This is a genomic window from Oceanobacillus aidingensis (assembly GCF_042654105.1).
Classification (GTDB): domain Bacteria; phylum Bacillota; class Bacilli; order Bacillales; family Amphibacillaceae; genus Oceanobacillus; species Oceanobacillus oncorhynchi.
Genome location: NZ_JBHSFT010000020.1, coordinates 243,338 through 267,213, shown reverse-complemented (window position 1 = coordinate 267,213; position 23,876 = coordinate 243,338). Strand labels below are relative to the sequence as shown.

The window sequence follows — 23,876 nt, the reverse complement described above, 5'->3', positions numbered from 1 at the left end:
GCGGTAAAATGAGTTTGAAAATAGCGGTTATCGGATGCGGAAGTATAGCAAAGCATCGCCATCTGCCGGAATATGCAGCAAATAAACATGTGGAAATCACGGCAGTGTGCGATATCGTCGGGGAACGGGCAGAAGAAGCAGCGGTTAAATATGAAGCAAAGGCATATACAGATTATAAGGAACTGTTGAAACAAGATGACATTGATGCTGTCAGCGTTTGTCTGCCAAATTACTTACATGCACCTGTCAGTGTGGATGCACTGAATGCCGGAAAGCATGTGCTTTGTGAAAAGCCGATGGCAACCTCTGCAGAAGAGGCAGATCAGATGATTGAAGCGGCACAGCAAAGTGGAAAGAAATTAATGATCGGACATAATCAGCGTTTTGTCAACTCGCATCAAAAAGCCAGAGAACTGATTGCATCTGGAGCGGTTGGCAAGGTTTACAGCTTCCGTACCACATTTGGACATGGCGGACCAGAAGGATGGAGTGCAGATGGCAAAGATAGCTGGTTCTTTAAAAAAGACGAAGCATTTATTGGGGCAATGGGAGATTTAGGCGTGCATAAAGCTGATTTAGTCCGTTATTTATTACAGGATGAATTTGTAGAAGTTGGTGCGTTCGTGGAAACCAGTGCGAAAGAAAATGCAGATGTAGATGATAACGCGACGCTGATACTTAAATCAGAAAAAGGCACGATTGGGACATTAGCTGCCAGCTGGGCTTATACAGCGAAAGAAGATAATTCCACCATTATTTACGGAGAGAAAGCTACATTACGTTTAGAAGATGACCCGACGTACTCTTTAGTTGTTCAATATACGAATGGCGAAACAGTAAAATACGAGCTGGGCGCCATTCAGTCCAATGATGAAGGCGGCCAGACAACGACACATGTCATTGATCATTTTATTGATTCCATTCAAAATGATACAACACCTTTGATCGACGGTGAAGAAGGAAAGAAATCGCTCGCTATTATTTTAGCAGCATTAGAATCCGTTGAAACAAAAAGAATCTATTCCTTGGAGAAGTGACAAATCATGAAGCGTTTGAAAATGGGACTGATTGGAGCAGGGGGAATAGCGGAAAACCGCCATATCCCTGTTTATCAGTCATTAAGTGATAAAGTAGAAATAACAGGTGTACAGGATGTTAACTTGGTCCGCGCGAAGGAAGTAGCGGAAAAATATGCGATTCCTCATGTATATGAAAATTATTTGGACATGTTCAAGCACGTAGATGCGGTGACCATCTGCACACCAAATAAATTTCATGAATCAATAGCAGTTGCTGCCTTAAATCAAGGGGTTCATGTTTTATGTGAGAAACCAATGGCAATGAATGCAGATGAAGGAAAGCGCATGCTGGAAGCGGCAGAAGCAAATAATAAACTATTAATGGTTGGATATCATTATCGTTTTGTAGATTCTGTGATGCTGGCAAAAGAGTCGATGCCGGAAGTGGGAGCACCTATTGTTACGCGCGTGCAAGCCATGCGGCAAAGAAAGGTCCCAGGCTGGGGTGTATTTATAAACAAACAGCTTCAAGGCGGAGGAAGCTTAATTGACTGGGGATGCCATTTACTTGATACAGCCCTTTGGCTTGTTTCCCCTTCGAAACCAATAGAGGTCAATGCTCAAACCTATCAGTGTTTAAGTAAGCAGCCAGATCAGGTTAACGACTGGGGAAGCTATGATCATGAAGCGATTGACGTCGATGACCATGTGAGTGCCTACATCCGTTTTGATGATGGAAGCACCCTGCTATTTGAATGCTCCTGGGCCGCAAATATCAAAGCGGATAAAACACATATCTCGATATCCGGCGAAAATGGAGGGGTAAATGTCTTTCCTTATGAATTCTATCAGCCGAAGTATCATAGAATGGTGGAGACACATGCCGATACGAAGGAAGATCAACAGGAAGCGGCCCTTTTACAGGCACAGAATTTTGTCGATGCCTGCTTGGGGAAAGATACATTGAAAAGCAGTCCAGAGGATGCGCTGCAGGTAACGAAGGTCATTGATGCCATTTATGAAAGCAGTGAACAGGGAAAAAGTATCTCGATTAATTAAAGGGAGGCTGAGAAAAATGAAATTAGGTGTATTTACGGTTTTATTTGCAGATAAAAAGCTGGAAGACATGCTTGATTATGTGAAAGGTGCTGGACTGGATACGGTAGAAATAGGGACAGGCGGTAATCCCGGTACAGCGCATTGTCAAATCGATGAATTATTGGAAAGCAGTGAGAAGCGAAAAGAATTTAAAGATAAGATTGAATCACGCGGATTAACCATCAGCGCATTCAGCTGTCATGATAATCCTGTTTCTCCAAATAAAGCTCAGGCAAAAGCCAGCCATGATACATTCATCAAAACAGTGCGTTTGGCAGAGATGCTGGATGTTCCGGTTGTTAATACATTTTCAGGTACACCGGGCTCCCATGAAGATTCGAAATATCCTAATTGGCCGGTAACCCCTTGGCCGACGGAATACGCCGATATCTTAAAATGGCAATGGGAAGAAAAATTGATTCCGTATTGGAAAGAGCAGGGACAATTTGCAGAAGACCATGGTGTCAAAGTAGGATTGGAGCTGCATGCCGGTTTTCTCGTCCATACACCGCATACGATGCTAAAACTGCGGGAAGCAACAAATAATGCCATTGGGGCGAACCTGGATCCGAGTCATTTATGGTGGCAGGGAATTGATCCGGTAGCAGCAATCAAGATTCTTGGAAAAGCTGGTGCCATTCATCATTTCCATGCTAAGGATACGTATATTGACCAGGATAATGTGAATATGTACGGGCTGACTGATATGCAGCCTTATGGAGAAGTGCAGACACGTGCCTGGACTTTTCGTTCCGTAGGGTATGGCCATAGTATTCAGGAATGGTCGAATATTGTGAGTGCGCTTCGGACATATGGCTATGATTATGTGATTAGTATAGAGCATGAAGATCCGATTATGTCGGTTGAAGAAGGTTTTCAAGCTGCAGTGAAGAACTTAAAACAGGTGAATATCGTGGAGCCTCCAGCTTCTATGTGGTGGGCTTAAGACAAAAACACTGAGAATATAACTAGCTAAAAATAGAAAAAAAGGAATTTCGCATGTTATGTGAAATTCCTTTTTTATATCTTATAAAAATAATATGCCTTCTGCGGTCTATTGTCATTAATGCAAATCCTAATACATTTCCATTTTCATTACAGATATCTTTCAGTTACTTTTACTCTATATAATTTCGTAATGAAAAAAATTTAAGCCCTTATTTTTACTATTTATTTTAAATAACACCCGGTGAAAGAAATTAAAAAATATATTCTATCATTAGATAATACTAATTTTGTAATTTTAAAATAAGGAAATCATTAGCTGGCACTTCTATGCGTAAACTATTATTTTCAATTGGCATTTTCTTTTGATTCCATAGATTAAAAACGTGATTAGTAGAAGTACAGTCAAGTGATACCTCAGTCGGTTGATTCGCAGAGTTTATAAAAAAGTGAATAGAGCTGTCTTCAACCGTTCGGATAAAATGAAAATAATAGTCATCTTTTTTTGGCTGAATAATAGATAGCTTCCCTTGTGTAAATGCTTTTTCAGTAAAGCGCAGTTGAATAAATTGTTTAATAAAGTTTTTTAGAGAGGTATTTTGATTCTCCTCATCCCATACCATGCATTTTCTGCATTCGGGATCTTCTCCTCCAGTCATACCAATTTCATCGCCATAATACACACAAGGTGTGCCAGGGAAAGAGAATAACAGAGCATACAATAGACGAACCTTTTTAACATCCCCGCCGCATTCTGTCAAAACTCTAGGAGTATCATGACTGTCGAGCAAGTTAAAGGCCACTTCATTACTGTTTTCCATATAAGAAGCATAAGATTTGGATAATCGGTCAGCAAATTGTTTAGTGTCAATCTTTTCTTTGGCAATATAATCTAAACCTGCCAAGGTAAACGGATAGTTCATGACTGCATCAAACTGGTCTCCTTCCAACCATGGGAGTGCATCATGCCATATTTCTCCAAGAATATATAAGTCAGGTTTAATTGATTTAACTTTCTTGCGGAATGCTTTCCAGAAGGAATGATCTACTTCATTTGCTACATCCAGACGCCAGCCGTCAATATCAAATTCTTCAATCCAGTATGCGGCAACATCTAAAAAGTAAGAACGGACTTCCGGGTTCTCTGTGTTTAGTTTTGGCATCGTTTCAACATATCCGAATGTATCATAGTTAGGTGGATAGACATCCTTTACCGGGAATTCATGCAGATGAAACCAATCTTTGTATTTCGATTTCTCCTGATTTTCCAGCACATCCTGAAAAGGACCAAAGTACAGACCGCTATGATTAAAAACAGCATCCAGCATCACACGTATTCCTCTTTGATGACATTCATCCACAAGCTTTTTAAACGTTTCTTTGTCTCCGAATTGCGGATCAATTTCCATATAGTCAATGGTATCGTATTTGTGGTTGGAATATGCTTTAAAAATAGGAGTCAGATAGATCCCGTTTATTCCCAAATCAGTTAAGTAATCCAAATTGTTAATGATACCTTCAAAATCCCCGCCAAAAAAGTTGTCTAAGGCAGGTGCTTCACTAGCCCAGGGCAAAACCTTCTCCGGATCATTTTTCTTATTTCCATTTGCAAACCGGTCCGGGAAAATTTGATACCACACTGTCTCTTTCACCCAATCAGGTGTTTTAAAAATATCAATTGGATTGATGAATGGAAAACAAAAATAGTAGGATATATCGTCAGTTTCTATATTTGGATAAAACCCTTTTTCTGTATAAATTAATGTATTCTTCCCATCGCTTATTTCAAAACCATATCTTAAGCGTCTCGTAGGCACATCAAGTTCAATGAACCAGTAATCAAATAAGTCATCTGAAGCGGAAATAGACATCGGCTTTTTCTTATAAGTCCATTTTTTCTTCTTCCAATCATAGGGATCACCGTAAATCAAGCTTACTTTGTTTGCATCTTTTTTCTTCGTCTTCAGCCGAATATGCAATGTTTTCTCTTTGTAAGCGTAAGCAAAATTCCCTTTCGGTCTATGATATATGGCTTCTTTTAACATGGAACTCCTCCTTAAAAATAAACAACCCCTGCTTTCTGGTTAAGAAAACAGGGGTTGTTGTTATGACAAAGCATTGCCCTTAAATTTTTAGTGAAACATGAAGTAGTTAAATCTATTATTGGCAAAAAGTCTGTCATAAGTCAAGAGGAAAATATAATAGAAATTTTTCTATTGGAAAAAATGACTATTTTTCTAACACTTCTCCATTCAACAAAAAAATATTTTTTGAAACCCCTTGCAAAAAAATAAATAATAGATTAGTATTAACTCTAGAATATTTGTGCAAACGTTTGCGCAAATGTGGAATAAAAAAAGGAGTTGGGAATATGAGAGGGAAAGTTCGTTTCTTTGCATTAGTTTCTTTTTTGTTTGTTCTAATTTTAGGAGCATGTGCACCTGACAGAGAAGAACCTGGAGAAGAAAGTGCTGGCGGAGAAGAAGAAAAACCAGAAGAACTAGTGATTTGGATGAATGATCAAGATGAGCAAATGGAAGCCATTAATGAGATTGTAGAGAGGTACGAAGAGCAGGAAGGCATTTCAGTTAGGGTAGAAGGACAACCAATGGTTGAGCAATTACAGCAGTTATCATTAGCTGGACCTGAAGGGAATGGGCCAGATTTGTTCTATCAACCGCATGACCAAATTGGAAATATTGTTGCGCAAGGACTAGCAGAACCTCTTGATGTTACCGATGATGAATTAAATAGATATGTAGATGCAGCAGTAGACGCTGTAACTTATACTTATGATGATGAAACAGATATATATGGATTACCTGCAGTTATTGAAACATATGGTATTTTTTATAATACAAGTATAGTGGGTGAAGCTCCAGAAACAATGGAAGATGTGTTAGACATTCTTGAAGAACATACGGATGCTTCTAATGACGAATACGGATTTTTGATGAGACCAAATGATTTCTATTTTGCTTATCCATTCTTAGTAAACTATGGCGGTTATATCTTTGGTGGAGAAGCTGGTGACTATGATGTGACAGATGTAGGTTTAGCAAATGATGGTGCAATTGAAGGCGGAGAATTTTATCAAGAATTTTTTGGATCTGGGAAAATCCCCGCAGGTACAAATGCAGATGTAATTGACGGATTGTTTACGGAAGGGAAAATAGGTGCAGTTATAAATGGACCATGGAGTATTCCAGTTTATGAAAACGCTTTAGGTGATGATTTAGGATTTGCTCCTTTTCCACAAATAAATAATGAGCCAAGCGCCACATTTGTAGGTGTTAAATCTTGGATGGTTTCATATTATTCAGATAATAAGGATTGGGCTCAAGATTTAGCAATGTTTATTACAAATGAAGAGAACCAACAAACTTATTATGATATTGCAGGAGAGTTACCTCCGAATGAAGAGGCTTTAAATAATATCGAAGATCCGATGTATGCAGACTTTGCTGAACAAATCGAGTTTGGCGTCCCAATGCCGAGTTCCCCAGAAATGGCTCAAGTGTGGGAACCGATGCAAAATGCATTACAATTCCTGGCTGAAGGGCAAGATGCCCAAGAAGTGTTAGAAGAAGCTGTAGATCAGATTAATAATAATATACAATCTGCAGGCGGAGGAGAATAATTAAAAGAGGAGATAAGCTCCTCTTTTTAATTTAAACAAACTGCATGTAAAAGAGGTTTTATTATGTACATTAACTTAAAGTTGAAGGAGGGGGAAGGTTGACTACTCCAGAAAAAAAGCCAAAAAAGAATTTTCAAAAACATAACCCTGCTATTGCTACTATACTTTCCATATTATTTGCAGGGTTAGGTCAGTTATATAACCGCAGATACATTAAAGGAGCTATCTTTATTGTTATCGAAGGAGCATTTCTATTTGCATTTTTAGAGGCGATAAATTACGGCCTTTGGGGTTTACGTACATTAGGTACTATCCCAGGGGTTGACCATTCCATTCGATTACTGGTATTAGGAGTATTGTCTTTAATTGTTACAGTGATAGCAATTACACTTTATGTGTTTAATGTGCTCGATGCCAGAAAACAAGCCCAAAAAATAAAAAGGGGATGGGTACCATTAAGTTTTAAACAAGTTATTAAAGAAGTTTATGACTATTCGTTCCCTTATATTATTACTTTTCCAGGTTTATTCTTAATGATTTTTGTTGTTATTTTTCCTTTATTGTTTTCTCTGTTATTAGCATTCACAAATTATGATTTATACCATTCCCCGCCACGGAACTTAGTAGACTGGGTCGGTTTGGATAACTTCAAAAACTTATTTACTGTTCCAATTTGGCAAGAAACCTTTTTCAGTGTATTTGTCTGGACCATTGTCTGGACGGTAGTTGCTACAACGTTACAGATTGCTTTAGGTTTCTTTCTAGCAGTATTGGTAAATGATGAAAGACTAAAATTTAAAAAATTAATTAGGACAATTTTAATTTTGCCATGGGCTGTTCCAGCGTTTGTGACCATTCTTGTATTTGCTGCGATGTTTAATGATGATTTTGGAGCGATTAACCGAGATATTATTATTCCTTTATTTGGCGGGGATGGGGTGGCTTGGCTGAGTGACCCGCTCTATAGTCGGGTAGCTATTATTATGGTACAAACATGGCTCGGTTTTCCATTTATTTTTGCACTATTTACAGGGATACTACAAAGTATTTCAAAAGATTGGTACGAAGCAGCAGATATTGATGGGGCTTCACGGATTCAAAAATTCAAAAATATTACGTTTCCTCATGTTATGTTTGCAACTGCGCCATTATTGATCATGCAATATGCTCAAAACTTTAATAATTTTAACGTCATTTATTTATTTAATGAAGGCGGTCCTGCTGTACGAGGACAGAATGCTGGTGGAACGGATATTCTGATATCTTGGGTATATAAATTAACTTTTGATACAAATAATTACTCAATGGCAGCTGTTATTTCAATTATTATGGGATTGATTGTATCGGGATTTGCTTTTTACCAATTCCGTAGAACAAGATCCTTTAAAGAAGAAGGTGACATTTAATGAATTCAAAATTAAAATCGAAGCTAGAATTAACTGCTATTTATCTCATATTGGCAGTTGTTGCCGTTGTTATTTTTTATCCGCTTCTTTGGACAATTGGTATGTCACTGAATCAGGGTACAAGTCTGTATTCTTCTAGTATTATTCCAGATAATTTTTCATTGGAACATTATCAATGGCTATTCAGTCCGGAAAGTGATTATCTATTATGGTATAAAAATTCGTTAATTGTTGCTTTTGCCAACGCTATTGGAAGTGTTGTTTTGACAGCATTTGTTGCTTATGCTTTTTCAAGGTTTAAATTTGTAGGACGTAAAAATGGGCTATACATCTTTTTGCTTTTACAAATGTTCCCTGTAATGATGGCGATGGTAGCACTATACATTTTCTTAAATATGATTGGATTATTAGATTCTTTAACAGGGTTAATTTTAATTTATTTAGGAGGACAAATACCATTTAATGCCTGGCTTGTAAAAGGGTATTTTGATACGATTCCAAAGGAATTGGATGAAGCCGCTAAAATCGATGGAGCAGGACCTATTAGGATTTTTTGGAGTATTCTTTTACCACTAGCAAAACCAATTCTAGCAGTGGTTGCTTTATTTAATTTTATGGCTCCATTATTTGATTTCTTACTTCCTTCTATTGTGTTATCCAGTGAAGAGAATTATACATTAGCTGTAGGGTTGTATAATTTTATTAATGATCAGTTTGCTAATAATTTTACTAGATTTGCAGCAGGTTCTGTATTAATTGCTGTACCAATTGCAACAATTTATTTGTTCTTGCAACGATTCTTAATTTCTGGTTTGGCTTCAGGCGGTACAAAAGGCTAGGGTATAGGTTAAAATATAAGAAAGGATATTATATATAATGTTTTAATCTAAATTTGTATAAACCAGCTAATTAGAGGGTGATAAAAATTGTTACTATTAAGGATATAGCAAAGGCTACCGGATGTTCTCCATCCACCGTATCAAGAGTGATTGCAAATAATTCGAGGATTAGCGAGAAGACAAAGCAAAAAGTTAGAAAAGCAATGCAAGATTTAGGTTATCATCCTAACCTAACCGCAAGAAATTTAGTTGTACAGTCTACAAAGACAATTGGTGTCATTATGCCTTCCTCCGCAGATAAATCTCTGCAAAATCCATTTTTTGCAGAGGTTTTAAGAGGAATAGGTTCTTACTTTCATCAAGAACAATTTTCAATACTTTTATCAACTGGCCAAACAGAGCAAGAAAAGTTTAAAGAAGTTGAAAGAATGGTTTTAGGGAAGTATGTGGACGGAATAATTTTACTTTATTCCCGTTTAAATGATCCAATTATAGATTTCTTAAAAGAGAAAGATTTTCCGTTTGTGATAGTAGGAAAACCTTTAGAGTATAAAAATGAAATTGTTCATGTAGATAACGACAACATAAAAGCAGGAAAAGATATTACCGCGTATTTAATAGAAAATGGGCACAGACGTATTTCCTTTATTGGAGGAGCAGCTGATCTTGTTGTAACTATTGATCGGCAAAAGGGTTATGAAATGGCTTTGAAGGAAGCTGCGATTCCTGTACTAAAAGAATATGCGCTTCATACAGAATTTTTAAAGTCTGGCGGCAGAGAAGCTGTGGAACAAATTTTAAAACTTGAAGTTAAGCCGGATGCAATAGTTGTAAGTGATGACTTAATTAGTGTTGGTGTTATTAGCATGTTAGAGGAATATGGACTTAAAGTTCCTGAAGATATCTCGTTGGCTAGTTTCAATAATATTTATTTTTCAGAGATTATAAAACCAGCGTTGACAACTGTTGATATTCAAATTTATCAGCTAGGTGTAGAGTCAGCAAAAGCAATTATTAAGATGTGCATGAATCAGAAGCTAACTAAAAAAAGGATTATAATTCCACACGATATTGTTTACCGTGAATCTGTTCGTTTAAAAAAGTGAAAAAATATAAATTTTAATTTTAATAGAACTTTTCATTTCTTTGTAAATATGCTTTATATTGTTATTATAACGATTTGAACAGATGAAAAGTGTTTATTTTGAGTGTGAAAACCAGTTTAAAAAATAAATGAAATTATCTTTTAATATATCTGATTAAATTTATGGACAAAATATCAAATAAAATAGTATCAAATAGAACCTATACTATTTTATTCATGTCTTAATTGAATATTAATTAGTATTGCCAATTAAATAGGTGTCGCTATATATAGTATTTGGCTGTTTTTCCGATTAATAACGATTATGATAAGTGTAATCGTTATTTTTTTTGATGAGTTTGATTTTTCTGTTTTATAGAGTCTTTTTATATGTTTATTAATGTTATTATAACACTATAGACTTATTTTAGTTTAAGCGAATAACCTACACAGCGATCGAAGAAAGGAAGTCGAAAAATGAATAAAAAATGGTGGAAAGAAGCAACAGCGTATCAAATTTACCCAAGAAGCTTTATGGATTCTAATGGAGATGGAATCGGCGATATTCAAGGCATTATCTCTAAATTAGATTATTTAAAGGACTTAGGGATCGATGTTATCTGGGTAAGCCCTGTCTATCAATCTCCTAATGATGATAATGGCTATGATATCAGCAATTATCAAGCGATTGCCAAAGAGTTTGGGACAATGGCGGACTTTGACGAGCTTCTTGAAAAAACACATCAAAAAGGCATGCGTCTGATTATGGATTTAGTGATTAATCATACCTCTGACGAACATCCTTGGTTTATCGAGTCGAGGTCATCGAAGAATAATCCATACCGCGATTATTATATTTGGCATCCAGGGAAAAAGAATGGAGAAGAACCAAATAACTGGGAATCTATTTTTGGAGGCTCAGCCTGGAAATATGATGAGCAGACAAAAGAATACTTTATGCATATCTTTTCTAAAAAACAGCCCGATTTAAATTGGGAAAATGAAGCAGTCCGGAATGATTTATACAAAATGGTCAACTGGTGGCTGGATAAAGGAATTGACGGCTTTCGTGTGGATGCAATCTCGCATATTAAAAAGAAACCCAGCTTTCCAGATATGCCGAACCCGAAAAAGAAAAAATACGTTCCTTCCTTTAAAGGACATATGAATCAGGAGGGCATCCATGAATTCCTTCAGGAGTTTAAAAAAGCAACGCTGGATCACTATGACATTATGACTGTTGGGGAAGCTAACGGCGTGAAACTTTCACAGGCAGATGACTGGGTTGGTGAAAAGCATGGGGTATTTGATATGATTTTCCAATTTGACCATCTCAATCTTTGGGGACGTGAAACAGGGGAAGGGCTTGATTTAGAAGAACTGAAGGATGTGTTTACCACATGGCAGAAGGGTCTGGAGAAAGTCGGTTGGAATGCATTATTTTTAGAAAATCATGATCAGCCGCGTTCTGTTTCCAGCTGGGGAGACCCGGAAAAGTATCATGCAGCTTCGGCAAAAGCTTTCGCTGTACTATATTTTATGATGCAGGGAACGCCATTTATTTATCAGGGACAGGAAATTGGAATGACGAATGCGCCATTTGAATCAATCGAGGAATATGATGCCGTTGATTCAAAGAATTTTTATAAGGAGCAGCTGGAAAAAGGCGTTCCGAAAGAGCAAATATTGGCTGCATTAGCTAAGACAAGCCGAGACCATTCCCGTACACCAATGCAGTGGAACAATGAAGCAAATGGCGGTTTTACAACAGGAGCACCGTGGATGAAAGTAAACCCAAATTATACAGCTATCAATGTAGAGGAACAGCAAGACCGTGCCGATTCAATTTTGAATTTTTATAAACGGCTGATTGCATTACGGAAACAAGAGCAGGGACTCATCTATGGAAATTATAATCTAATGATAGCGGAACATCCGGATATATATGCATATACGCGAACATATCAAGAAGATAAGTGGATTATTTTGGTGAATGTCTTTGGGAAAGCAACGGAATATGAATTACCGGAGAAATTAAAGGATAAAAACTTAAAATTGCTAATCAACAATTACGAAGAGGCAGCGCTGGGAAAACTCAAACCTTATCAAGCTGTCATCTATCAAGTAGACTAAAGAAAAACAGGTTTGTGCTGATTTGCACAGCCTGTTTTTCTTTAGATTAATCAATCATTTGTAAAATACTTGTCGATTCATGCGAAATTTACCTTCCAAGGGACTTCATAATTTATGAATTTTACCGATATTAAAAGTAGGTACAATGGAAAACGGGAGGATACATATGGATAAATCATCAGTCATAGGATTAATATTAGGACTAATTGCTATCGGCGTAGGGATGGTATTAAAAGGAGCAGACTTAGCTGCATTGCTTGAGCCGGCAGCATTTCTTATCATTCTGTTAGGGACAGTTGCAGCAGTTACGATTGCCTTCCCGGGAAGTGCGCTGAAGAAAGTCCCGGCATTATTTAAGAAATTATTTTTTGAAGAGAAACAAACTGATTCAAAAGAGCTTATTGTCTTATTCATGGATTGGGCAGATCAAACGCGTAAAGAAGGGCTTCTTTCTTTAGAGAACCAAGTAAATGAAGTAGATGACCCCTTTCTTTCGTCTGGTTTGCAATTAGCCATTGATGGACAATCACCGGATTTTATCAAAGATGTCATGATTGAAAAGATAGAAGCGATGGAGCAGCGGCATGAAGAAGGTGCTGCTATATTTTCACAAGCTGGTACATATGCTCCGACACTGGGAGTACTTGGTGCAGTAATCGGATTGATTGCAGCACTCGCTGATATGTCTGACATTGACGCATTGGGACATGCCATTTCAGCAGCCTTTGTGGCGACCTTGCTGGGGATTTTCACAGGTTATGTTTTATGGCACCCATTCGCTAATAAATTGCGTGAAAAATCGAAGCGGGAAGTACTGCAAAAAGAATTAATTGTGGAAGGCGTCTTGTCTATTACAACAGGCGATTCCCGTTTAATTGTGCAGGAAAAATTAGGATCTTTACTTTCTTCCAAAGAGCTGGCAGAACTGCAGAAGAGGGATAGCGATGGCTAGAAGAAAAAGAAAGAAAAAACAATCACATGTAGATGAATCTTGGCTGCTTCCTTATTCTGATTTATTAACCTTATTAGTAGCCTTATTTATAGTTTTATTTGCTTCCAGTGATGTCAATGTGGAAAGATATTTCCAGCTTGCTAATGTCTTTCGTGATGAATTATCATCCGGATCAGGGACAGGACTGTTAGATTACGAGTCGGAACCAATTCCGCCCAGTATGAAAGAAGGTCGGGACGAAGGAGATTATATGGAAGAGGGCACAGATGATGAAGAAGGAAGCGAAGAGGAGACAGCTGACGAAGCTGATATAGAAGGAGAACAGGAGCTTCTCAGGCTTAGACAGGTCGAGGAAGAAATTAATATATATATTGAAGAAGCAGGTCTTACTGAAGAATTTGGAACAACTTTAACAGGAGAAGGGCTGCTGGTGACCATGCGCAATGATATTCTGTTTGATTCTGGAAGTGCAGTGGTCAAACAAGAAGGAATACAGGTTGCAGAAGATGTTTCTCAAATCCTGCATACAGAGCCTCCGCATCAGGTCGTTATCAGCGGCCATGCCGATGATGTTCCAATTCATAACGCAGATTTTGAATCAAATTGGGAATTGAGCGTGACACGGGCAATGAATTTTATGCAGATTTTGATGCAAAATGATGATCTTGATCCGACACTGTTTAGCGTGAAGGGGTATGGAGAATTTGAACCGGCTTTTCCTAATGATACAGAAGAAGACAGAGCAAGGAACAGACGTGTAGAAGTTCTGGTTTTACCTAATTATGAGATCAATGTTCCGGATGAAACAAATGAAGATTAGAATAGAGGGGAAATCTTATGGATACGCAACAATATTTGGATATTTTCTTAGATGAAAGCCAGGAGCATTTACAGTCAATCAATGATTTTATATTGAAATTAGAAGAAGATCCTTCTAACTTGGAATATGTACATGAGATATTCCGCTCTGCCCATACGCTAAAAGGGATGGCAGCAACAATGGGGTATGAAGATATTGCCTCTCTGACGCATAAAATGGAGAACGTTCTGGACCTGATTCGTAATGAAGAATTAATGACAAACACGGAAATCATCGATACGTTATTTATGTCTATTGATGATTTGGAAGATATGGTTGATTCTGTGCGAAACGGAGGAGACGGTAAAAAAGATGTCAGTGAACATGTGAAAAAACTGGAAGCAATTGAAAAAGGAGAAGGTATTTCTGAATCAGCAGCTGCAGCAGCAGTGGAAGAAAAGAAAGATACAGGAAATTATTTCAAAGCATCCGATTTAGATGAATTTCAGTTCACGGTTGTTCAGCAGGCCAAAGAACAAGGGATGCCCCCCTATGATTTAAAAGTAACGTTTGAAGCGAGCTGTATTTTAAAAGGCGCCCGGGCATTTATGGTGTTTGAAGTATTAGAGAACTTGGGAGAAATTATCCGTACTTCCCCGACTGTAGAAGAGATTGAGGAAGGGACATTTGATTCAGGATTTACACTTTTATTTTTGACAGACCAAGAGCCGGACGCCTTGGTGGAAGCAGTGAAAAATGTATCAGAAGTGGAAACGGTTGAAGCACATGTGATCGAAACGGATGAAACGGCTTCGGATACGGAGGAACAGACAGAGGAAAAAACAGCAGAGAAAGAAATCGTGCAAGCAAATAAAAAAACGGTCAGTGAAAAGGTGACAGAGGTACCAGCGAAGAAGTCTGAAACAAAGGCAGAAGTGTCGAAAAATAAAGAGGCTGCACAAAATAACGGAAAGAAAACTGCTTCTAAGAATATCCGGGTAAATCTCGATAAGATTGATAATCTTTTAAACTTATTTGAAGAGGTTGTGATTGATAGAAGCCGACTTGAGGTGCTTGTTTCCTCAATAGACAATAGTGATTTAAGAGAGACTGTAGAGCATTTAAGCAGAGTAAGTTCGGATATGCAATCGCTGATTCTGGCGATGCGAATGGTTCCAATCGAGCAGGTTTTCAACCGTTTTCCAAGAATGATCCGTCAATTATCCAAAGATTTAAATAAAAAAATTGCCCTGGAAATAAAAGGTGCAGAAACAGAAGTAGATCGCACGGTCATTGACGAAATTGGGGATCCGCTGGTCCATCTGATTCGTAATTCTTGTGATCATGGAATTGAAAGGCCGGAGAAGCGGATTGCGAACAATAAGCCGGAGGAAGGCAAGCTCGTATTACGTGCTTACCACAGCGGAAATCATGTTTTTGTCGAAATAGAAGATGATGGTGCGGGAATCAACCGCGAAAAAGTATCGGAAAAAGCGATTGAAAACAATATTATTACACCACAGGAAGCCGAAGAGTTAACCGATGATCAAGTTGCAGCGTTAATTATGAGTTCAGGATTCAGTACAGCTGATACGATTTCCGATGTATCGGGACGCGGTGTTGGCTTAGATGTTGTAAAAAATAAAATCGAAGCATTAGGCGGTAAAATTTCCGTAACAACTATGACAGGGAAAGGAAGCACCTTTTCCATCCAGCTGCCTTTGACCTTATCGATTATTACTACCATGCTTGTCCATGTTAAGAAGGAAACATTAGCGATTCCATTAACTTCTATTTTAGAGACGATTATGCTTCCTAAAGAAAAGATTATGTGTGCGCAAGGAGCAGATGTTATCGATTATCGTGGCAAAATTATACCTGTCTTGTCTTTAGGTAAGGTACTAAAGGTTCCTGATTATGATACGGAAGCAGATCGTTATTCTACTGTAATCATCAAAAAGGGAGAAAAACTGCTGGGATTAATTGTCGATGAACTGATTGGTCAGCAGGAAGTTGTATTAAAATCGCTAGGGAATTATCTTGGAGAAGTATTTGCCGTATCAGGAGCAACCATATTAGGTGATGGTGAGGTCGCTTTGATTATTGATCCTAATGCGCTGATTGATTAAAGTGCATTTAAAGAAAGGGGGAAAGTAAATGGATACAGAGAAACATATTATATTCAGATTAAAAGAACAGACCTTTGCTGTTCATGTGCAGCAAATCGTTTCCATAGAGCGGGCATTATCTCTAACAGAAATACCTCGTACTCCTGGTTTTATGAAAGGTGTTACGGAAATGCGGGGAGTAATGACCCCTATTATTGATTTACGGGAAAGATTGAATCTAGGCGGTGTTGATATCACAGACCAGACCAGAACGCTCGTTGTACAAGTTGATGAGATGCAAATTGGGATGGTTGTGGATCAGGCGACAGAGGTAAAGGATATACCAGCTTCCTTCATTAAGTCTGCCCCTAAGCTTGTCGGTGAGATAAAAGATACCTTTTTATTAGGTGTAGCAACGATTGACGATGAACTTATTTTACTGTTAGATTTGGAGCAGATTATTCAATTCACCGAAAAAAATCAGCTTCAGGAAATCATCAATGATATAGATGAATCTGGGAAAACTATCGAAAGCTAGCTGTTTAGAAAGCACTTAATTAGAAATATCTGATTAGGTGTTTTCTTTTTGAAAACGAGAAACAGAGTATTTCCTGGGAAATATAATAGGATAATTTGTAGAAACAGCAGTTTTTTATAAAAAAACGAGAGAAAACTCCCTCTTCAAGCGCGTAGAGGTAAGGGGGAGACGAATCTCCCATGCACAAAAGATTGCTTTTGAGTGTCTAAACTGTCCAATATGGAATCGAACAAACGTTCCAAAAAAACATCCTTTTTCTGATATAATAGACAGGAGAGGTAAGAAGCTATGAAAGTAAAAAAGCATTTTGTTTTCGTATCTATCCGAACAAAAAACAAATCACCTTCATCCATAAGACAATCGGCTGCTCCCGCTTTGTCTACAACTATTTTACAGGAAAACAAAAAGACCACTATTGGCATACGGTGAATGAAATGATACAACACGGACAGCTTCTTCAAAATAATTGGAAGAGCGAATTTTTCAATAAAAATAAGGCAATCAAAGCAGTTCGGGAATTAAAGAAAACCTATCCCTTCTTCAAAGAAGTCGATAGTATTGCCCTTCAAAAAGCGGTGGAAAACGTGAATGATTCCTATCCGCGCTATTATAAGAAACAGAATAAGGCACCTCGTTTTAAATCAAAAAAGAATTCTGTTCAATCCTATACCACGAAACATGTCAATGCCATCACCAAAGAGATAGGAACGCAAGCAGGAATCTTCGTAAAGAAGCATTGCGATTAACCGCAGGGACTGCGGGGATAGCCTAATCCATAACTGACCGGTAGGTTGGTGTTCTTAGGAATCTCCCACTTCAAGCAACTTATAAGGTGGATAAGCGGGGGTAGTTCAAAATCTAATGGATGCGCCAAGCTGCGTTTTAGTAGTAAAAGCATCCGGGTTTCCAGTATACTTAAACAAGATAACAGAGAAATGAGGTATGAATAAAATGACAAAATCGGTGAAGTTAATTGCCTTGGATATGGATGGAACATTGTTAAATCCGGCGCTTGAGGTATCAAAGCGTAATAAGGAAGCCATCCAGGAGGCATTGCGTCAAGGTATCCAAGTGGTACTAAGTACTGGACGGGGAATTGATACATGCTATCCTTATGCAGAAGAGTTAAAATTACAGACATTTATGATTACAGCTAACGGCGGCCAGGTGTGGACAATGGAAAAAGAATTGCTCCAGCAGAAACTGTTGGCTAATGAAACAGTAGAAAAACTGCAGCAATATACCGAAGAAGCAGGGGTACACAGATGGATGATTTCTACGGAAGGAGTATTTCAAGGGGATGAAACAGTAAATATACAAGATTATCAATGGCTTAAATTCGGATGTGCTTCAGAGGATCTGGATAGACTGCAGGAAGTTAAAGATAGGTTAAAGGAGCTGGAGGGTTTAGAAATAACAAACTCTTTGCCGACAAATATTGAAATTAACCCTGAAGGTGTAAGCAAAGCAAATGCATTATCCTTTCTTTGCGATCGTACCGGGATTTCCATGGAAGAAATTATGGCAGTCGGTGACAGTCTGAACGATTTGAAAATGATTCAGCAAGTAGGTGTAGGTGTTGCGATGGGCAATGCGCAAGAAAAAATAAAAGAAGCAGCTAATGCTGTAACAGACAGTAATCTGGAAGACGGTGTCGGTAAAGCAATTGAAAAATTTGCATTGAAATAATTGATGATATCCATATGTTTCATGTATGGGAATACAAAAGGAATTGGGCAGTATACAAAAAGCTGTCTGATTCTTTTTTGTATATATGAATCTTTTTATCATATATAGCTATTCAGCGCATATAATAAAAATAGAGCATTTCGCTTTTAAACAGTATATCAAAATGGAAAGTAGTACAAGCTATAAGAAGAAGCTGACACATGAATTTATGGAAATAAAGGTACAATATTTGAAAAAAGTATGAAAAGTTGTTATGCTCAAAAGTTTCACTCTTTCAAGTTTTAGCGTATACTGTATATAAGGAAGGGAGATGCTATAATGTCTTTTTCGCGTGGACCTAAGGAACCAGTGCCAGAGGTGGAAACAAACGTCTGGTCATGCACTCAAGAAGATTGTCAAGGATGGATGAGAGAATCGTTTAGTTTTGAAGCTGAGCCGAGCTGCCCTTTATGCCAATCTGAAATGGCAAAAGAAGTTCGAGTAATTCCTGAATTGAAGTAAATAGTATCTCTATAATTTACTGAGGATAGAACGAAGCGAAGATGCAGCGGGTTGATTTTGATCCGCTGCATCTTCGCGTTCGTTAAACAGGAAATAGAAAGCATATTTTCAATATGGTGGTATAGTCAAGTTTAAATACCTATAGCTGAGCAGTTTGCAAACGAAATATAAAGGATTTTCATACATAAAAAATTTAATAGTTGAAATTATTGTAAATGTAAGATAATATTTGCTATACTGTAATAACAAATTAATATATTATTCACATCAAAATGTAATCGCTTACAATAAGGAGGAGTTTAAATGAGGTATGCTAATCCGAACACAGAAGGTGCTATTGTAAACTATGAAAAGCGTTATGATAATTACATTGGGGGAAAGTATCAGCCGCCGCTAAAGGGAAACTACTTTGAGAATACAACTCCGATTACAGGTGAAGTGTTTTGTGAAATCGCCCGTTCCACAAAGGAAGACGTGGATGCGGCGATTGATGCAGCATATGAGGCGAAAGATGCGTGGGGTCAAACATCTGTCGCAGAACGGGCACTGATTTTAAATCGTATTGCTGACCGGATGGAAGAGAATTTAGAAAAGCTGGCCGTAGCAGAAAGCTGGGAGAACGGGAAAGCAGTCCGGGAGACCTTGGCAGCAGATATTCCATTGGCAATCGATCATTTCCGTTATTTTGCAGGGACGATTCGTGCGCAAGAGGGGACGCTGAGCCAAATTGATAATGATACGGTTGCTTACCATTTTCATGAGCCGTTAGGAGTCGTCGGTCAAATTATTCCTTGGAACTTTCCAATATTAATGGCAACCTGGAAGCTTGCCCCAGCATTGGCTGCCGGAAACTGCGTTGTATTGAAGCCTGCTGAACAGACACCGGCTTCGATTCATGTGCTGTTGGATTTAATCAAGGACTTGTTACCAGACGGTGTGGTGAATATTGTCAACGGTTTTGGAGTAGAAGCAGGGAAGCCGCTTGCCACAAACAGCCGTATCGCGAAAATTGCATTTACAGGCGAAACTACGACTGGCCGTCTCATTATGCAATATGCGTCTGAAAATATAATTCCAGTAACCTTGGAGCTGGGAGGCAAATCACCGAATATATTTTTTGAAGACATATTAGATAAGGATGACAGCTTTGTAGATAAAGCAATTGAAGGAATGGTCATGTTTGCCCTGAACCAGGGGGAAGTTTGTACATGTCCGTCCCGCGCCCTTGTGCATGAATCAATCTACGACCGGTTTATGGAAAAAGCAATTGAACGTGTCAATCAAATTAAAATTGGTCACCCGCTTGATACAGAGACGATGATGGGAGCCCAAGCCTCGGAAGAACAATTTGAAAAAATTAAGTCTTATCTCGATATTGGCAAGCAGGAAGGTGCAGAAGTTCTTGTCGGTGGGGATGTTAATAAGCTTGACGGGGAACTGGCTTCCGGGTATTATGTGCAGCCGACAATTTTTAAAGGGAATAATAAGATGCGTATTTTCCAGGAGGAGATTTTCGGCCCGGTATTATCCGTAACTACATTCAAGGATAAGGAAGAGGCGCTGGAAATCGCAAATGATACACTATATGGTCTAGGTTCTGGTATCTGGACACGTGATATGAACACAGCGTATCGTTTTGGACGCGGCATTCAGGCCGGGCGTGTATGGACCAATTGTTATCATCAGTACCCTGCGCATGCCGCATTTGGAGGATATAAAAAATCAGGAATCGGCAGAGAAAATCATTTAATGATGCTGGATCATTATCAACAGACAAAGAACTTACTGGTCAGCTACAGCGAAGGCCCGGCTGGTTTATTTTAAAATAAAAAAAGGTTATAGGAACAGCAAAATGGCAGGCATAGGTTAGATACGTATGCCTGCCGAAACATACGGATTCTCTTGTCTGCAGTTACTTAAATAAGGAGGTATTTTCCATGGTAGACAGAGTGGTTGCAACGCAGGATGCGCAGAACTTGATGGAGAAGCTGAAAGACATTCATGGCCCGCTTATGTTTCATCAGTCAGGAGGCTGCTGTGACGGAAGCTCGCCCATGTGTTATCCGCTTGGAGAGCTAAAAACCGGCGAGTCGGATGTCTTATTAGGAAAACTGCCAGGCGATATCCCATTTTATATATCTAGAGATCAATTTGAGTATTGGAAGCATACGCAGCTTATTATTGATGTTGTTAATGGAAGGGGCGGGATGTTCTCGTTAGAAGGACCTGAAGGAAAAAGATTTTTAACTCGTTCGAGAGTTTTTTCAGAGGAAGAAGCAGAAGCGTTAAATGGAAGCCCATGATCATTTCAATTTTTAATAAAAACCAAGTTTTCTAAACAATTAAAAATCTCTGCTTGATTTTTTCAGCTATATCCGGTAGAATAAATTAACAGAAAATTTAGAGTGTGTCCTAAATAGGGGGGATAAGATGGTTACTGTTAAAATGTTAAAGCCTTATTATGTAAAGACAGAAGAGAAATATATCCGGATTATTTTAGCATATCAATACTTCTCCATTATCATGAATAAGAAGGTATATCAATTTATCCCTGTAAAATCTACGGAAGTTCGTATTAATCGCAAGACGAAAAAAATTGAGAATGTCGATGATGTCTTTGCTTTTCAAAAAGGGAAAGAAGTACTCACTATCTCCATGTCACAATTGATTTCGATTCCCGGCTTTTTGGAAATGCTTCACCGTATTGCAGAATCCTATTATTTACCTGAAGATTCGCAGGAGGTTTCCGAACAGCAAAAGGCTTTAGACCAGCTGATAGCAGAAATGGAGTATGAAAATGTCAGAAGGCTGATTGATAAAGCGATTGATAACGATGACAAAGAAACATTCTTAGAATTAACAAGTGCCTTAAACAATCAATAAAATGACTATATTTCTATTTCAGCTGTTTGACAGATGCTATTCTGTTAAATGGCTTTCTTTTGCTTATAAAAAAAGGGTTTGAGCACTGGTATTGTTGCTCAAACCCTTTTTGCTATAGAAGCTCTACTCTTTAATATCCATTAATATTTCTGTAGCTTTCTCCACTCCGGAGCTGCGGTCATTGTTTTTGGTTCCTTCCACCATGATGGCGATCATGAGATCCTGGTCATCTGTCGGGTAGCCGACAAACCAGCTATTTTCATCTCCGCTGTCTTCTCCGGTTAATTTTAATTCGGCGGTACCTGTTTTACCTGAGATAGGAAAATCGGCTTCTTCAGCAGGTTTACCAGTTCCTTCTGTGACCACATTACGAAGGGACTCTTGGATTTGATTCGCTTGTTCTTCCGTAACTAAGCCTTCTTTCCAAAACTGCCCGGTTTCTTCATCTGTTAATAATGTCGGCTGTATCATATCTCCATTATTCAAGAAGGCGGAATAAGTAGTTGCCAGATGCAGCGCGCTCATTTCAATTTCACCTTGTCCATAGCTTGTGTGTGCCAGTAAATAATTGTCGTCTAACTCACCTGAATTAGAAATGGTAGAATCTGAAACCGGATAGGTGTATGGGAATTCTTCTCCAACTCCAAATTCATGCAGCCCTTCAACAAAAGCATCTCCGCCCATTTCAACGGCTTTCATTGCAAAGTAAATATTATCTGAACGAACCAGGGCATCATCTAAATCCACAGGTCCGTCGGAGGTCGATACACGTGTTACATTGTAATCCTCCCATTGCAATCCATCAATTTCAATGCCTTTATCGTATTCAATCGTACCGTTTTTCAGCCCGATTGCGCCAGTGACCGGTTTAATAACAGAACCAGGCGCAAACGTGGAGGAAGAACGATTCAGCATAGGCTGTAACTCATCCTCTTCCATATCTGCCCAATAATTTGGGGCAGTGCCATAAAGAATATCGTTTGGATCAAAAGACGGGCTGCTGACTAAGGCTAATGTTTCCCCCGTTTTTGGATCGATGACAGCTGCATTGCCAGGCTCCTCATCAAATCCTTGAAAAACATCATCCTGAATATTGATATCAATTGTTACTGTAATATTCTCTCCGTCTACTGCTTCTGTTTCAGCTAAAGTCACATCTTCTCCGTCATCTTTTGTTACTTGAATCGTCGCTCCTTTTTTACCGCGAAGCTCTTCTTCAAATAAACTTTCTAATCCCCGTGCTCCGATTCTGTCAGAAGAAGTGTATTCTGTCGGGTCTAGCTCTTCCAAATCCTCTGCATTTACGGAGCGGAGATAACCTACTAAGTGAGCAGTTATTTCGCCTTCTGGATAAACCCTGCCGTTTATTTCACGATAGGAAACGCCATCGATTGCATTTAACTCCTGTACGGTATCTGAATCATCTGGGAGGATGGTTTTCAGCGGAACAAATAAATCATCTTCCACCCATTCTGCTTCGATACTGGAATTAATAGAGTCGACAGACATTCCGAGTAAACGGGCTATTTCTTCGCGCTTTGCTTCATTTTCTCCCAATTCACTCGGGATAACTCCAAATTCGTATACGGTATCATTGATTGCCAGTGGCATCTGATTTTTGTCAAGGATTTCTCCTCTTTCCGGCTCGTTGGTAGAAATGCGGATTTCTCCGCCATCTGCAAGATCAGGGAAGATAAAGCCGGAATCCCAATTGATCAGCCAGCTGTCTTCTTCATCTTCCTTTTCGATTAAAGTCAGTTCTGCCTGGTAATCAAATGAAATTTCACCGGCGATTGTGTTCATGCTAACAGTGAAGGGAATCGTTGCTATGCCGTCGTCATATGCGTTAGCGACTTCTCTTTCCTCTAATTGCTGTATATTTATTTCAATATCCGTAGCAGCAATATCATCATATAATTTTCCTAAGCGCAGAGCGGACTCTTCTTCGCTATATGTATCTTTTGTTTCCTGAGAAAAAAGATGATACAGAGATTCATAGTCTCCTTCTTCTACTGCTTCTGCATATTGATTTAACGTATTTGTCGGGTCGGTTTGTTCTTCAGAGCACCCGGCTAACAGGGCGATAAAAAGAATCATCCATAAACTTTTTTTCCACATTTTCTAACCCCCATTAAAAAATATCTCTTTACGTAAAAGTATACCACGTTCTACATTTTTTTTAGAAAAATAGATAGAATGACATGAAATTTTTAAAAGTATATTGATCCAATCAGAAAAAGGA

General features: G+C 38.5%; 19 protein-coding genes and 1 pseudogene. 18 read left to right on the top strand and 2 right to left on the bottom strand.

What is annotated here, in order from left to right; genetic code table 11:
• Positions 1-8 precede the first annotated feature (8 nt).
• The 3 genes from ACFO3P_RS14425 to ACFO3P_RS14415 are packed head-to-tail and all read left to right on the top strand — an operon-like array spanning position 9 to position 3,063.
• Positions 9-1,037 carry a Gfo/Idh/MocA family protein gene (locus ACFO3P_RS14425; protein WP_368901338.1) on the top strand — a complete coding sequence of 343 codons (1,029 nt, stop codon included), beginning with the start codon at positions 9-11 and terminating at the stop codon, positions 1,035-1,037.
• A 6-nt stretch (positions 1,038-1,043) separates the two neighbouring features.
• Complete coding sequence (locus ACFO3P_RS14420; RefSeq protein WP_042530131.1) at positions 1,044-2,078, top strand: Gfo/Idh/MocA family protein; 1,035 nt, start codon at positions 1,044-1,046, stop codon at positions 2,076-2,078.
• Between the two features lie 16 nt (positions 2,079-2,094).
• Positions 2,095-3,063, top strand: a complete 969-nt coding sequence (locus ACFO3P_RS14415) for a sugar phosphate isomerase/epimerase family protein (protein WP_042530134.1) — start codon at positions 2,095-2,097, stop codon at positions 3,061-3,063.
• 283 nt (positions 3,064-3,346) lie between these two features.
• Here the strand turns inward: ACFO3P_RS14415 and ACFO3P_RS14410 are convergent, their stop codons facing one another.
• A complete protein-coding gene (locus tag ACFO3P_RS14410; RefSeq protein WP_379542462.1) occupies positions 3,347-5,107 on the bottom strand; it encodes a glycoside hydrolase family 13 protein in 1,761 nt (586 codons plus the stop codon).
• A gap of 326 nt (positions 5,108-5,433) precedes the next feature.
• On the opposite strand from ACFO3P_RS14410, the gene ACFO3P_RS14405 reads away from it, so the two are divergent.
• The 15 genes and pseudogenes from ACFO3P_RS14405 to ACFO3P_RS14335 all read left to right on the top strand — a co-directional run bounded on the left by ACFO3P_RS14405 (position 5,434) and on the right by ACFO3P_RS14335 (position 21,634).
• Positions 5,434-6,702 carry a sugar ABC transporter substrate-binding protein gene (locus ACFO3P_RS14405; RefSeq protein WP_256704991.1) on the top strand — a complete coding sequence of 423 codons (1,269 nt, stop codon included), beginning with the start codon at positions 5,434-5,436 and terminating at the stop codon, positions 6,700-6,702.
• A gap of 98 nt (positions 6,703-6,800) precedes the next feature.
• Positions 6,801-8,108 carry a sugar ABC transporter permease gene (locus ACFO3P_RS14400; RefSeq protein WP_042530140.1) on the top strand — a complete coding sequence of 436 codons (1,308 nt, stop codon included), beginning with the start codon at positions 6,801-6,803 and terminating at the stop codon, positions 8,106-8,108.
• Positions 8,108-8,947, top strand: a complete 840-nt coding sequence (locus ACFO3P_RS14395; protein ID WP_193064268.1) for a sugar ABC transporter permease — start codon at positions 8,108-8,110, stop codon at positions 8,945-8,947. Before ACFO3P_RS14400 ends, ACFO3P_RS14395 begins: the two co-directional genes overlap by 1 nt.
• 86 nt (positions 8,948-9,033) lie before the next feature.
• Complete coding sequence (locus ACFO3P_RS14390; protein ID WP_379542467.1) at positions 9,034-10,053, top strand: LacI family DNA-binding transcriptional regulator; 1,020 nt, start codon at positions 9,034-9,036, stop codon at positions 10,051-10,053.
• Between the two features lie 455 nt (positions 10,054-10,508).
• Positions 10,509-12,164 (top strand): glycoside hydrolase family 13 protein, encoded by a 1,656-nt coding sequence (locus ACFO3P_RS14385; protein ID WP_379542461.1) that lies wholly within the window; start codon positions 10,509-10,511, stop codon positions 12,162-12,164.
• A 166-nt stretch (positions 12,165-12,330) separates the two neighbouring features.
• Entirely contained in the window at positions 12,331-13,116 is a 786-nt protein-coding gene (gene motA, locus ACFO3P_RS14380; RefSeq protein WP_042530145.1) for a flagellar motor stator protein MotA, read from the top strand.
• Complete coding sequence (gene motB, locus ACFO3P_RS14375; protein ID WP_042530147.1) at positions 13,109-13,936, top strand: flagellar motor protein MotB; 828 nt, start codon at positions 13,109-13,111, stop codon at positions 13,934-13,936. The genes motA and motB overlap by 8 nt, the downstream gene beginning before the upstream one ends.
• Positions 13,937-13,953: 17 nt before the next feature.
• Positions 13,954-16,044, top strand: a complete 2,091-nt coding sequence (locus ACFO3P_RS14370; protein ID WP_379542460.1) for a chemotaxis protein CheA — start codon at positions 13,954-13,956, stop codon at positions 16,042-16,044.
• Positions 16,045-16,072: 28 nt separating this feature from the next.
• Complete coding sequence (locus tag ACFO3P_RS14365; RefSeq protein ID WP_042530151.1) at positions 16,073-16,561, top strand: chemotaxis protein CheW; 489 nt, start codon at positions 16,073-16,075, stop codon at positions 16,559-16,561.
• Positions 16,562-16,878: 317 nt separating this feature from the next.
• Positions 16,879-17,247 (top strand): annotated as a pseudogene (locus ACFO3P_RS14360) (helix-turn-helix domain-containing protein); the annotation flags it as partial.
• A 265-nt stretch (positions 17,248-17,512) separates the two neighbouring features.
• A complete protein-coding gene (locus ACFO3P_RS14355) occupies positions 17,513-18,250 on the top strand; it encodes a Cof-type HAD-IIB family hydrolase (RefSeq protein ID WP_052484911.1) in 738 nt (245 codons plus the stop codon).
• Positions 18,251-18,568: 318 nt separating this feature from the next.
• Positions 18,569-18,751: a cold-shock protein gene (locus ACFO3P_RS14350; RefSeq protein WP_040978795.1), complete on the top strand. Its 183-nt coding sequence runs from the start codon at positions 18,569-18,571 to the stop codon at positions 18,749-18,751.
• Positions 18,752-19,054: 303 nt separating this feature from the next.
• Positions 19,055-20,575 carry an acetaldehyde dehydrogenase ExaC gene (gene exaC / locus ACFO3P_RS14345; protein ID WP_042530156.1) on the top strand — a complete coding sequence of 507 codons (1,521 nt, stop codon included), beginning with the start codon at positions 19,055-19,057 and terminating at the stop codon, positions 20,573-20,575.
• Positions 20,576-20,688: 113 nt separating this feature from the next.
• Positions 20,689-21,054 carry a DUF779 domain-containing protein gene (locus ACFO3P_RS14340; RefSeq protein ID WP_193064271.1) on the top strand — a complete coding sequence of 122 codons (366 nt, stop codon included), beginning with the start codon at positions 20,689-20,691 and terminating at the stop codon, positions 21,052-21,054.
• A 127-nt stretch (positions 21,055-21,181) separates the two neighbouring features.
• Positions 21,182-21,634 carry an IDEAL domain-containing protein gene (locus ACFO3P_RS14335; protein WP_193064272.1) on the top strand — a complete coding sequence of 151 codons (453 nt, stop codon included), beginning with the start codon at positions 21,182-21,184 and terminating at the stop codon, positions 21,632-21,634.
• A 123-nt stretch (positions 21,635-21,757) separates the two neighbouring features.
• Here the strand turns inward: ACFO3P_RS14335 and ACFO3P_RS14330 are convergent, their stop codons facing one another.
• Positions 21,758-23,752, bottom strand: coding sequence for a penicillin-binding transpeptidase domain-containing protein (locus tag ACFO3P_RS14330; protein ID WP_212928327.1), 1,995 nt, complete (start codon positions 23,750-23,752; stop codon positions 21,758-21,760).
• Positions 23,753-23,876 lie beyond the last annotated feature (124 nt).